Annotated in this window: 8 protein-coding genes; 6 read left to right on the top strand and 2 right to left on the bottom strand. The window is 73.9% G+C overall.

Annotated features, from left to right (window positions below):
- The first annotated feature begins 21 nt into the window (after positions 1-21).
- The 4 genes from Q5425_RS44755 to Q5425_RS44740 all read left to right on the top strand — a co-directional run bounded on the left by Q5425_RS44755 (position 22) and on the right by Q5425_RS44740 (position 5,106).
- On the top strand, positions 22-666 hold the full coding sequence (locus Q5425_RS44755; RefSeq protein ID WP_308678545.1) for a type VII secretion system-associated protein: 645 nt from the start codon (positions 22-24) through the stop codon (positions 664-666).
- Positions 667-804: 138 nt separating this feature from the next.
- Positions 805-1,176 (top strand): cold shock domain-containing protein, encoded by a 372-nt coding sequence (locus Q5425_RS44750; protein WP_308678544.1) that lies wholly within the window; start codon positions 805-807, stop codon positions 1,174-1,176.
- Positions 1,177-1,186: 10 nt separating this feature from the next.
- On the top strand, positions 1,187-1,810 hold the full coding sequence (locus Q5425_RS44745) for a hypothetical protein (RefSeq protein ID WP_308678543.1): 624 nt from the start codon (positions 1,187-1,189) through the stop codon (positions 1,808-1,810).
- 503 nt (positions 1,811-2,313) lie between these two features.
- Positions 2,314-5,106, top strand: coding sequence for a BTAD domain-containing putative transcriptional regulator (locus Q5425_RS44740; protein ID WP_308678542.1), 2,793 nt, complete (start codon positions 2,314-2,316; stop codon positions 5,104-5,106).
- Between the two features lie 291 nt (positions 5,107-5,397).
- On the opposite strand, the gene Q5425_RS44735 is transcribed toward Q5425_RS44740, so the two are convergent.
- Positions 5,398-5,652 carry a Smr/MutS family protein gene (locus tag Q5425_RS44735; RefSeq protein WP_308678541.1) on the bottom strand — a complete coding sequence of 85 codons (255 nt, stop codon included), beginning with the start codon at positions 5,650-5,652 and terminating at the stop codon, positions 5,398-5,400.
- 29 nt (positions 5,653-5,681) lie between these two features.
- Positions 5,682-9,668 (bottom strand): type VII secretion protein EccCa, encoded by a 3,987-nt coding sequence (eccCa, locus tag Q5425_RS44730; protein WP_308678540.1) that lies wholly within the window; start codon positions 9,666-9,668, stop codon positions 5,682-5,684.
- 136 nt (positions 9,669-9,804) lie between these two features.
- Here eccCa and eccD point away from each other — a divergent pair, with 136 nt between their 5' ends.
- Both eccD and eccB read left to right on the top strand, forming a co-directional pair.
- The gene (gene eccD, locus Q5425_RS44725; RefSeq protein ID WP_308678539.1) at positions 9,805-11,199 is read left to right on the top strand and encodes a type VII secretion integral membrane protein EccD; all 1,395 of its coding nucleotides are present in this window, start codon (positions 9,805-9,807) and stop codon (positions 11,197-11,199) included.
- Positions 11,199-12,623 carry a type VII secretion protein EccB gene (eccB, locus tag Q5425_RS44720; protein ID WP_308678538.1) on the top strand — a complete coding sequence of 475 codons (1,425 nt, stop codon included), beginning with the start codon at positions 11,199-11,201 and terminating at the stop codon, positions 12,621-12,623. The genes eccD and eccB overlap by 1 nt, the downstream gene beginning before the upstream one ends.
- Positions 12,624-12,686 lie beyond the last annotated feature (63 nt).

The following is a 12,686-nucleotide window of genomic DNA, read 5'->3' as shown; positions in this document are numbered from 1 at the left end:
GAAAGGGGCCCGATGGCCACCATGACCGAAACGAACGAAGGAACCCCGGCGGAGGGCCCGCTGGAGAACTGGTTCCTGCTGATGGACCCGGCCTGGAGCCCGGCCGCCGAGAACGACGCACCGCCGGTCGAAGCCGTCGTCGGCCTCTGGCCGGTGGCCGAAGACGGCGGGCTCGGCAAGTTCCGGGCCAACCCGGAGTACGTGCCGGCCGACGAGCATTCGCCGTCGGATCCGCTGGACGCGGTGCTGCGCCTGGTCCTGCAGGGGCGCGCGGAGGCCGGGCACATCCAGCTGGTGGTGCGGGAGACGCTGGTCGACGTCGCGATGAACGGCGACGGCCGCCCGCTGGTCACCCGGTCGCCGGACGACGTCCCGTGCGTCGTCGTGGCCACCGGCGAGCCGCACCGGCGGCGGGTCGCCGCGCCGGACTGGCGGCGCGTCGACCTGGCCGAGCTGACCGCGCTGCTCGCCGACGGGGTCGACGTGCTGTTCAACCCGGGCGGCCCGGCCGCGGTGCGGCTGACCGGCGACTTCCTGCGCGAGTCACTGGCGCTGGACGAAGCGCAGGTCGCCGAGCTCTACGGGCCGGGCGAGCAGGACGGCGCCGGCCTGCGGGTCGTCCCGTGGGAGCCCGGCGCGGCCGGGCGGGCACAAGAGTCCGATTAGGACGGACCCGGCCGGGGCCGTTCGGACAGCATCGGGTGCCCCTTCGTGCCGCGGCCTGGCTGGCGGCTCCCCGCCGCCGTTAGCATCGGTTTCCGGCTGCTCGCCGCGGTCGCGGCGTTCGAACGAGCGAGGTGAGGAATGTCTTCCGTGGTCACGGGCAAGGTGATCCGGTTCGACGAAGTCCGCGGCTACGGCTTCGTGGCCCCCGACGACGGCACCGAGGACGTCTTCCTCCACGTGAACGACCTGCAGTGCGACAAGCGGCTCATCGCGCCCGGCGTGCGCGTCCGGTTCGCCGCCGAAGAAGGCGACCGCGGGCTGAAGGCGTCGCGGGTGAGCCTGGCGCGGCCGGAGAGCCACTGCGACGACGTGCTCTCCGCCGAGCAGCTGTGCGGGGAGCTGACCGAAGCCGTGCTGGCGGACGTGCCGTCGCTGACCGGGCAGCAGCTCGTCGCCGTGCGGCGGAGCTTCCTGGATCTGGCGCGCAAACACGCCTGGATAGCCGAGTAGGGGAGACGAGGTGGGCGAGGTGCGGTCGGCGGCCGGCGGCCCCGGGGAGCTGCGGAGCCTGGAGGCCGAGCTCCTCGACGTCCGGCGCTACATCCGGTGGCACCGTTCGCCGGCGGAGCCCGGGCGGCTGTGGCTGCAGCAGCTTTGGAGCGACCTGCTGCTGGACCGCTGGTCGGTGCTCGACCGGCGGATCCGCCGGTCGGCCGCGGCCGGGCGGGACGAGCCGGACGGGCCGGCGGCACCCGCGCGGCCGGTGCGGGTCCTGCCGAACGCGGTCGAGCCGCTCACCCTGACCGGCCTGAGCGCCTGCCTGCGCGCGGCGCCCGGCTTGGTCGTGGTCGGGGACCGGGGCCACCCGGCGATCGACGTGTGCGTGCACGCGACCGAGCGGGTGGACGACGCGTTCGTGGAGGTGCTGCGCACCTCGGCCCGGCGCTTCGCCGCGCCCGCGGTGCTGGTGGCCAACCGGATCGAGAAGGCCGACCTCGAAGTCCTGGCCCGCTGCCGGGTGCGCGCGGTGCTCCCGCGGGTCGCGGCCTCGAGCGGCCGGCTGGTGGACACGGTACGGGCGGTCGGGGTGGCCGGGTGCGTCCCCGGGCCGGACCTGCTGGCGGAGCTGCGCGAGCACGGCTGAGGTTCGTGCGGGCCGCCTAGGGTCCGTTCCACGCACCCAATGTGGCGTTCGGTGCGTCCAGCGCACCCAATGTGGCGTTCGGTGCGTTGGGCGCACCGAATGTGGCGTTCGGTGCTCCATCCATGCCCCCGCCACCACCCTCAACGGAGGCGCTCCGCGCCGCAGTGCCGATTCAACGCACCGAATGTGGCGTTCGGTGCGTTGGGGCGCTGGCACCGGACAACAACATGGCGGCGACCCCTCCCCCGTGCCCGGCATTTCGGGCAGGAAGCCACCAAGCTCGGGCAACAAACCGCGTACGGCCGCGGTCGCGGCGTTATCAAGGGTGCAGAGCCGCTGCCGGCCGAAGAGGTGGTCGCGCCGGCGGGAACAACCGGGTGCGGTGGTGCCGCAGCCGGCCGACGTGGAGGAGCGGTCGTCGCCGGGTGGGCGACCGGCCGGTTCGAGGGTGCCCTCGCGGGGGAACGGGTGGAGGTTGGATCGGCGTGGGTGGTGCTGGCCGGGTGTTGCGGATCGACTTGCTGGGTGAGGTGCGGGCCCGGGTGGCGGGTGGCGAGGTGGCGGTCGGGCCGCCGCGGCAGCGGGCGGTCCTCGCCGTCCTCGCGTTGCGGGCCGGTGAGACGGTCTCCCGCGCGGAACTGGTGGACGGCGTGTGGGGCGACGCCGCCCCCGCGTCGGTCGAAGGCAGCGTGCACACCTACATCCACGGGCTGCGCCGGGTACTGGCCGCGGCCGGCGGCGACGTCCTGGTGCGCACCGGCGCCGGTTACCGGCTGGTGCTGGAGCCGGCCGCGGTCGACGTGACGGCGGCCGAAGCGGGCGCGCGGCGGGCGCGCGAGCTCGCCGCGGCCGGGGACCACCCCGGCGCCGTGCGGGTGCTGGGCGAAAGCCTGGCCCGGTGGCGCGGGGAGCCGCTGTTCGGGCTGCCCGGGCCGCTCGCGGAGGCCGAGCGGGTGCGGTTGACGGAGCTGCGGTTCCAGCTGGTGGAGGAGCGGGCGGAGCTGTTGCTGGAGCTCGGCCGGCACCGCGAGGTCGTCGGCGAGCTGGGCGAGGCGGTGCAGGCGGAGCCGTTCCGTGAGCGGTTGCGGGCGCTGTTGATGCTGGCGCTTTATCGCGGTGGGCGGCGGGCGGATGCGTTGGCGGAGTTCGAGGCGACGCGGCGGTTGTTCGTGGCGGAGCTGGGTCTCGATCCGGGGCCGGAGCTGATCGAGCTGCAGGCGCGGGTGTTGCGTGCGGACCCGGGGCTCGACGCGCCGGCCGCGTCGCCGTCCGCGCCGGTGCCGGCCCAGCTGCCGCACGGGGTGCCGGACTTCGTGGGCCGGACCCACGAACTCGAGCAGCTGGCCCAGTGGCGGGCCACCGCCGGGCGGGACAGCCGGGCGCTGGTCATTTCGGCGGTGGACGGGTTCGGGGGCGTCGGCAAGACCTCGCTCGCGGTGCGGTTCGCGCGCCAGGTCGCCGCGGACTTCCCGGACGGGCAGCTGTACCTGAACCTGCGCGGGTTCGACCCGCACCGGCCACCGCTGTCCGGCCCCGAGGCGCTGGGGCAGCTGCTGTGGTCACTGGGCGCGGGCGGCAAGCGGCAGGACCGCGACGCGCAGGTGGCGATCTACCGCACCCTGCTGTCGGACAAGCGGGTGCTGATCCTGCTGGACAACGCGGCGTCGGCGGAGCAGGTGCGGGAACTGCTGCCGGGGCCGTCCAACAGTCTTGTCTTGATCACCAGCCGCAACCGGCTCAGCGGCTTGGTCGTCCGGGACGGGGCCCACCGCCTCACGCTGGGGATGCTGACCGAAGCGGAAGCCCGGGACCTGTTGCGTGCGTTGGTGGGGCGGGCGCGGATCGACGGCGAGCCCGGCGCGGCGGCGGAGCTGGCGCGGTTGTGCGGTTGCCTGCCGCTGGCGTTGCGGATCGCCGCGGAGAAGATTTCCGCGAATGCCGGGACGAGCCTGCGCGACTTGGTGGCGAACCTGACCGCCGAGCAGGACCGGCTGGACACCTTGGAGGCCGGTGACGACGAGATGTCGTCGGTGCGGGCGGTGTTCTCGTGGAGCTATCACTCGCTCGACCCCGAAGTCGCCCGCGCGTTCCGGTACCTGGGCACGTTGCCCGGCCAGGACATCGGCTTCGCCGCCGCGGCGGCCCTCCTCGACCGGCCGGTCGAAGAGGCGGCCGCACTGCTCACCGTGCTGTGCGAGCAGAACCTGCTGGAGCGCGCCGGTGACCGCTACGGCTTCCACGACCTCGTGCGCGTCTACGCCGCCGAACTGGCCGAGCGGCACGACAGCACGGAGGACCGCGCCACCGCCGCCCGCGAACTGCTCGGCTGGTACCTGCAGGCCGCCCGGTCGGCGTTCGCCTGCTTCATCCCCGACCACCCGCTGGTGGCCGCGGGAGTGCCCGACGACCGGTACGAGCTCCCCGTGTTCGACAGCCGCGAAGCGGTGTACGCCTGGTACGCGGCCGAAGCGCCGAACACACTGCCGCTCATCCAGCGCGCCGCGGAGCTCGGCGAGCACGACATCGCCTGGCAGCTGGCCTTCTTCACCTACAACCACTACTACGCGACGGGCCTGCTCACCGAGTGGATCCAGCTGCTCAACGCCGGGCTGGCGTCGGCGGGCGAAATCGACGACCCGGAGCCGCGGGCGCGCATCCTGATGCTGCTGGGCATCGCCTACTCCCGGATCGGGCAGAACGGGCTCGCCGTCGAACGCCTGGAGAGCGGGCTCGCGCTGGCCCGCGCGGTGCGCGACCCGGATCTGCAGATCGCGTTGCTGGCCAACCTGGCTTCGGCGCTGCGGGAGATGAGGCGCTACGACGAGGGGATCCGCCGGGCGCAGGAGGCGGTCGAGCTGGCGACGGCGGCCGGCCGCGACTTCCGCACGGCCTCCTGCCTCGATTCCCTGTGCGAGCTGTACGTCGAGTCCGGGCAGCCGCGCCGGGCACTCGAGGCGGGCGCGGCGGGCCTGCGCGCGGCCCGCGCGAGCGACACCGGGCTGACGGAGGTCAACCTCCTGCTCAACATGGCGCACGCACACCGCGACCTCGGGGAGACCACCACCGCCCTCCGCGAGTACGAGACGGTGCTGGAGCTGTGCGCGAAACTCGGCGACCGCTACCACGAAGCCCTGGCGCTGCTGGGCATCGCGGAACTGGAACGCCGCGCCGGCCGCCGCGCCCGAGCCCGCGACCGCGCCCAGCGCGCACTGGACATCTTCGTCCAGCTCGACGGCGAGGAGGCGGGGGAAGCCCAGGCGTTCCTCGCCCGGCTGAACGCGGCCGCCGCTTCCTGACCCGGTAGCCCGCCTGCGTGGGCGCGGTCCTTTTTCTGCACCGCAGAGGAAAGCGGCTTCGGCTGGGTCGCCGCGGCACCGGCCGGCCGGTGAGCCGCTCGCGACCCGCTGCCCCGACCGCGGACACAGTGCCGTGCCCGCAAGGGAAGCGGCCCACCCACAGCGACCTCCACACGGCCCGGCCGGCCGGTGAGCCGTTCACGACCCGCTGCCGCCCGACCGCGGACACAGTGCCGCCCCCGCAAGGGGAAGCGGCTTCGCCGCGGCCCGGCCGGCCGCGGCGAACCCCCGTCACCGCAGGTGCACCAGCACCACCCCGTCGTTGCCCGGCGCCACTTCCACCCGCCGGTACAGCTTCCTCAGGTGGGGCTGCCGCAGCGCGGCCAGCACCCGGTCGCGCAGCTTGCCGGAGCCCTTGCCCGGGATGATCTCCAGCAGCGGCACCTTCGTGCCGGCCGCGCGGAACAGCGCGCTGCGCACCGCGCGGTCGATGGCCCGGTCGTCGCGGAAGACCGGGTGCAGGTCCACCGTCAGCTTCTCCGGCATGGCGCCCTCCTCGGCTGTCTTTCCCGGCTTCAGCTTGCTGGCTGCGGTTCGCCGTCGACCAGCGGGGTCTGCACCAGCCGCACCGCGCGGCGGCGGTTGACGAACTGCGCGCGGCCCGGGGGCAGCACCCGCGGCTTGAGGTTGCCGAGGAACGCGCCCTCCGTCTTGGGACACGACATCAGCAGCGCGGGTGTGCCCAGCTCCCACATCCGGCGGATCGCCGGGTTGCCCATCGACCGGGCCGCGCCCGCGGTGCTGCGGGCCAGGATCACGTGGATGCCGACGTCGGCGGCCTGCGCCAGCACCGGCATCAGCGACTGCAGCGGGCCGGCGCTGCCGCTGGACTCCGTCAGCTCGAAGTCGTCGATGATGATGTAGAGCCGGCCGCCGGTCCACCAGTCGCGCAGCGGCAGCCGGTCGGGGGTGATTTCGGGGCCGGGGATGCGCTTCTCGATCACCGAGGCCGCGCCGGCGATCGACTTGGTGAGTGCCTCGGCCCCCACCGCGTACTCCAGCTGGTACTCGGCCGGGATCGAGGTGCGCAGCTCGCGGCGGAAGTCGCCGAACATGATGCGGGCTTCGTCGGTGCTGTGGTGCGCCACGATCGAGCGCGCGATGTGCTTGAGCAGGTTCGTCTTGCCCGTCTCGGCGTCGCCGTAGATGAGCAGGTGCGGGCTGGCGTCGAAGTCGTGCCACTCGGGTTCCAGGTGCTGGTCCTCCAGCCCCAGCGCCATCCGCAGCTCGGCCGCGGGCGACGGCGCGCGCGGACCCGGCAGCTCCCGCACCGACAGCGTCTGCGGCAGGAGCCGGACCTGCGGGGCGCGGGACACGCCGGCGGGGGCCAGCGCTTCGGCGAGCTCGACCGTCGCTTCGGCGAGGTCGTCGGTCCGCGAGTCGCCGTCGATGCGGGGGAGCGCGGCCAGGAAGTGCAGCCGCTCGGGGGTGATGCCGCGGCCGGGGATGGCGGGCACCGTGGCGGCGAACCGGCTGTTGATCTCCGAGTCGACCGGGTCGCCGAGCTTGAGCTCGAACCGCGTCGCGATCACGTCCCGCAGCCACGGCCGCATCTCCGACCACCGGTTGGACGCGATGACGAGGTGGATGCCGAAGCTCAGCCCGCGCGCGGCGAGCTCGGTGAACTTCTCCTCGACGTCCTCGAAGTCCTGACGGATCGTGTACCACCCGTCGACGACGAGGAAGACGTCGCCGTAGGGGTCGAGGTCCCGGTACTTGCCCTGGGCGCGGGCACGCCGGTAACTCGCCATCGAGTCGATGTTGTGCTCGGCGAAGAGGGCTTCGCGGCGCGCCATCAGGTTGGTCACCTCCAGCACCGTGCGGGTGACGCGGTCCCGGTCCAGCCGGTTGGCGATGCTGCCGATGTGCGGCATCGCCGCCAGCGCCGAGAGCGTGCCGCCGAAGTCCAGGCAGTAGAACTGCACCTGCTCGGCGGTGTGGGTGAGGGCCAGCGCGCAGATCAGCGTGCGCAGCAGGGTGCTCTTGCCGCTCTGCGGGCCGCCGACGACCGCGGCGTTGCCCTGGCTGCCCGACAGGTCGGCGACCAGCAGCTCGCGCCGCTGCTGGGCGGGCAGGTCGATCAGCCCGACCGGGACCGACAGGCTCGCGGTGTTCAGGTCCCCGACCGGGCGCGGGCCGTAGGCCGGGTCGTCCACCAGCGGCGGCAGCAGCTGGTCGAGCGTCGCCGACGTCCGCAGCGGTGGCAGCCAGACCTGGTGGGCGCGCGGGCCGATGCCGCGCAGCCGGCCGATCAGCACGTCGATCACGGTCCGGGTGGCCTCGCCGGCGTCGTCCGCTTCGGCGACCGGCTCGGGTGCCGGCGCGGCGGGCGGCTCGACGTACGCGGTGCCGAACGGCACGATGTGCTGCTCGACGGCGACCCCGGCCTGCTTCTGCTTCGCCCGGTACGGGCCCGACGAGTACGCACCCTTGAACCGCACCAGCGTCTGCGTGTCCGGCCGCAGGTACCCGTTGCCCGGGCTGTTGGGCAGCTCGTAGGCGTCCGGGACGCCGATCACGCTGCGGCTTTCCATCGCCGAGAACGTCCGCAGGCCGATCCGGTAGGACAGGTGCGTCTCGACCTTGTGGATCCGCCCCTCGTCGAGCCGCTGGGACGCCAGCAGCAGGTGGACGCCGAGGCTGCGGCCGAGCCGGCCGATCATGGCGAACACGTCGATGAACTCCGGCTTGCTGGACAGCATTTCGCTGAACTCGTCGACGACGATGAACAGCGCGGGCATCGGCTCCAGCGGCACGCCCTGGGCGCGCGCGGCCTCGTAATCCCGCCGCGAGGCGTAGTTCCCGGCCGCGCGCAGGTGTTCCTGGCGCCGGTTCATCTCGCCGGTCAGCGCGTCCTGCATCCGGTCGACCAGCTCCAGCTCCTCGGCGAGGTTGGTGATCACGGCCGAGGTGTGCGGCAGCTGGTCGAAGCCGAGGAACGCCGCGCCGCCCTTGAAGTCCACCAGCACGAAGTTGAGGTCCTCGGACGAGTGGGTGGTGGCCAGGGCGATGACCAGGGTGCGCAGCAGCTCGCTCTTGCCGGACCCGGTCGCGCCGACGCACAGGCCGTGCGGCCCCATCCCGTCTTCGGCCGCCTCCTTGATGTCCAGCTCCAGCGGTGAGCCCGCCCCGGCGATCCCGATCGGCACCCGCAGCCGGCGCTTGCTCGTCATCCGGTCGCGGCGGTACCGCACCGGGTCGAAGCTCGCCACGTCCCCGATGCCCAGCAGCGACGCCAGGTCGTAGTCGCCGGCCAGCGGCTCGTCCTCCTCGACCGCCTCGCCGATGCGGAACCGCGCCATGATCCGGGCCAGCGCGGTGGCCGAGGTTTCGCTCAGCCGGTCGGGACGGCCCAGCGAAGCGGTTTCCGGCTTGCCCACCCGGTCGAACGACACGGTCCGCAGGTCGTCCGCGTCGACCTCGAGGAAGAGCACACCCGGGCGGGCCTGCCACGGCAGCGAACCGGAAACGTCGAGGACCACGGCGTTGCGGTAGCCCTCGTCGGCGATCCGGTGGTCGGCGGGCACCGGCACGCCGTCGAGGACGAGGACGACGAACGGCTCCGACGCGGTGACCGGCGTGTCCGCCTCGAACCGCGGCCGTCCGGTGAAGGCGGGCCCGCCGAGCAGCAGCTCGGCCTGGGCGAGGTCACCGGTGGCCAGCCGCCGCGCCCCGGCGGCGTCGCGGCTTTCGGCGTCCTGGTTGTGCGGCAGCCACTTCAGCCAGTCCCAGCGCCCCATCCGGGCCTCGTCGGCGCACACCGCGATCCGCACGTCGCCGGGGGCGTGCGCGGTGGCGAGCTGGCCGAGGATCGCCCGGGCGAGCCCCAGGACGGCTTCGTCGTCCCCGCTGAACTGGATCTGGCCGAAGCCGCGCAGGTACACCGCGACCGGAGCGTGCGGCAACGTCGTGTAGGCGCGCATGAACCGGCGCAGGGCGTGCGCGGTGAGCGGCTCGAGGTCTTCGATCGGCTTGCTGTCCGGGGGATCCAGCTTGAAGGTCGAGCGCTGGGCACCCAGGCCCAGCCGGACCTCGCCGAAGTCGTCGTGGGCGGGCCGGCGTTCCCACAGCCGGTAGCCCAGCGCCGTCGACCACAGCGCGCCCGGGTCCGGGTGGATCCAGCGCGCGGCCTTCTGCTGGGCGCTCAGCGCGTCGCGCGCCTGCTTGCGCAGCTGGCCGAGGTAGCGGATGTAGTCGCGCCGGTGGCCGTTGAGCTTCTGCTTGTGGGTCACCGAACCGCGCAGCATCTGGGTGACGAGCATGCCGAGGGCCGACACGACCATCAGGCCGCCGCCGACGTAGGCGAACGCGCCGGCGCCGGGCCGGACGAACATCATCACCATGGCCAGCGACCCGAGTCCCATCGGGGCGTACATCAGCACGGAGCTGATCCCGCCGCCGGTGTTCTCGGGCACGCCGGGCGGCGGCTGCAGCTCGATGCGGGTGTCGGGCGCGGGTGGTTTCGGCCGGCGCGCCCGCCGGGCGAACAGGGTGGTGCTCACAGGCTCTCCCGTTTGGTGAGTGGTCTTCCCCTCTTCGGGCCCCCGGCGGGGCGACGGGGCGCCGCGGGGGCGCGCCGGTCACTAGCGTCGGGGCCGGTCTCAGGGCTGGACCTGGCAGGAAGGGCCTGATGCTTCGATGGAAGAGCAAACACAGCATCGCACAACAAGTTCGGCGAGGCTACGGTTCGTTCTGGGCGACCGGACCCGGGATCTGGCGGTGCCGGCGGAAGTTCCGCTGGCCGACCTGCTCCCCGCGGTCCTCACCCAGTTCGGCGCGCAGACGATCGAGCAAGGTGCCGAACACGAAGGCTGGGTGGTGCAGCGGATCGGGGAACCGGCGCTCGACGAAGACCGTTCCCTGACCGAGCTGAACGTGCTGGACGGGGAGAGCCTGCACCTGCTGCCGCGCGCCGCGCAGCTCGCCGCGATCGACTACGACGACCTCGTCGACGGCGTCGCGGAACAGGTACGCGAACACCCCGGTGCGGTGACGCCGGCGCGGATCCGGTGGCTGTTCCGGGCGGGTGCCGTGGCGGCGCTGCTGCTCGGCTGCCTGGTGCTGCTGCCCGGCTCCGCCGGTGCGACCGGGGTGCTGCTCGCGGCCGGGCTGGCGTTCGCGCTGCTGGTGGCGGCCGCGCTGGTGGCCCGCGGCGCCGCGAAACCGCTGCCGGCCGTGGTACTGGCCGCCGGCGGGGCCGCGCACGCCGCGGTCGCCGGCTGGTCGGTGGTGTTGCTGCTGGACCCGGCGGCGAGCCCGATGGCGGGCCTCACCGGGGCGGCGGCGGGCGCACTGCTGGCCCTGCTGGCCGGTGTCATCCTGGTCGCCGACGCCGCGCTCCTGTTCACCGGCGCGGTACTGTTCGCCGCGGTGCTGCTGGGCACCGGGCTGATCGGCTCGGTGACCCCGGCCGATCCGGCCCAGGCCACCGCGATCGGCCTGGTGCTGTCGGGGATCCTGGGCCTGTTCATCCCGACGGCCGCGTTCCGCCTCTCCGGGCTGACGCTGCCGATGCTCCCCACGGGCGCCGAAGAGCTGCACGAGGACATCGATCCCGTGCCGCACAAGGTGGTCGTGGAGCGTGGGGCCGCGACCTTCGGCTACGCCACGGCGCTCCACATCGGACTGGGACTCGCGCAGGCGGTGCTGTTGCCGGTGCTGCTCACCGGCGGGGACGGCTGGCACCTGACCCTCGGGCTGGTCCTCGCCCTGCTCCTGGTGCTGCGCTCGCGCCACCCGAACGGGGTGGTGCAGCGCTGGGCGGTCCTGGTGCCCGCCGCGATCACCGTGCTGGTCGTGGTCGCCGCGCTCGGGCTGGCCGCGGCGCCGGCCACGCGGTTCGTGGTCGTCGTCCCGCTCGCGCTCGTCGCGGGCCTGCTGCTGCTGGGCGGGGAACGGTTGCCGGGCCGCCGGTTCCGGCCCTACTGGGGGCGCGCGGTGGAGATCTTCGAGCTGATCACCGCGGTCGCGGTGCTGCCGATCCTGCTGCAGGTGCTGCACGTGTACACCTTCATGCGGAACCTGGCGGGCTGATGAAATCACGCAAAGACCAGGTGCAGGCCTACTTCTTCGTCGTCGGCCGGCTCGCGGCCGCGGTAACGCACGGCAAGCCGGACGTGCTGGAGTCGCCGAGCAAGCGGATGACCACCGGAACGGTGCTCGGCTTCGTGCTGGCCGCGGTGATCATGGGCGTCTTCGGCATCTTCGGCATGTTCGTCCCCTCGGGCGGCGACTCCTCCTGGCGGCAGGAGGGCGCGCTCGTGATGGACAAGACCAGCGGAGCCCGCTACGCCTACCTCGGCGGTCAGCTGCGGCCGGTGCTCAACTACTCCTCCGCGCGGCTGGTGGCCACGCAGGCCGGCGGCAAGCTCACCGCCGTTTCCCCCGGCGCGCTGGCCGGCACCCCGGTCGGCCCGCCGATCGGGATCGCCGGGGCACCGGACTCCCTGCCGGCTCCGGACAAAGTGGACGGTGGGCCGTGGACGGTGTGCCTGCAGAGCGCCACGACACCGTCCGGCGCGGCGGTGGTGACGCTGCTGCTGGGCCACCCCGCGGGCCCCGCGCTCGGCGACGGGCAGGCGTTCCTCGTGTCGGCGCCGGGCGGGACGGTGTACCTGGTGTCCCGCGGAAAGCGGTTCCACGTCCCGAGCAGCGCGGTCGCCGCCGCACTCGGCTACGGCGCCCTGCGCCCGTTCGACGTGCCCCCGGCGTGGCTGAACACGCTGCCGCAGGGGCCGGACGTCGCCGCGCCGGCCGTGGCCGGGCTCGGGGAGCCGGGCCCGGTGATCGAGGGGCGGCAGAGCCGGGTGGGCCAGGTTTACCAGGTGCGCAACCCGGCCATCAACACCGAGCAGGACTACCTGGTGCGCCAGGACGGCCTCGCCGTGCTCAGCCGTACCGGGGCCGCACTGCTGCTGGCCGCGCCGAGCACCCGGCAGGCCTACCCGGACGGCGTGATCGAGCCGGTGCGGGTCGGGCCGGACGCGCTGACCGGCCTGCCGATCGCGGCGTCGGCCGGGATCGCGCCCGAGCTGCCCCCGGTGCCCCCGGAGGTGGTGACCCCGCCGGCGGGCCGGCAGCCCTGCATCCGCCAGACCCCGGTGGACGGCGGCGCACCGGCGCCGGTGGCCGAACTGCTGCCCGGCGACGAGGTCGCGCAGGCCTCGGTCCCCCTCGGCACCCACCGGGCGGGCGCGACGGCCGACCGGGTCGCGATTCCCGCGGGCCGCGGGGTGCTCGCCCACGTCCCGCCCGCGCCGGGAGGCGGGGGCGGCGTGACGTACCTGGTCACCGAAGCGGGGGAAAAGTACGCCGTGGCCGACGCCGAAACCGTCGCCGCGCTCGGCTACACCCCGGCCGCGGCGGTTCCCGTTCCGGTGCCGCTGCTCGACCTGCTGCCCACCGGGCCGGTGCTCAGCGGGGACGCCGCGCGCCGGGCGCCGGCGGCCGGGCCGTGACGGGAATTCGTAAGGGGAATCCCTACCACGGGCGCACCGGCTCGCGGAACGGCTTTCCGGCCC

The organism is Amycolatopsis sp. A133 (genome assembly GCF_031082405.1).
Classification (GTDB): domain Bacteria; phylum Actinomycetota; class Actinomycetes; order Mycobacteriales; family Pseudonocardiaceae; genus Amycolatopsis.
Note: the sequence above shows the minus strand (reverse complement) of the source record. Positions and strands in the feature narration are given on the sequence as shown.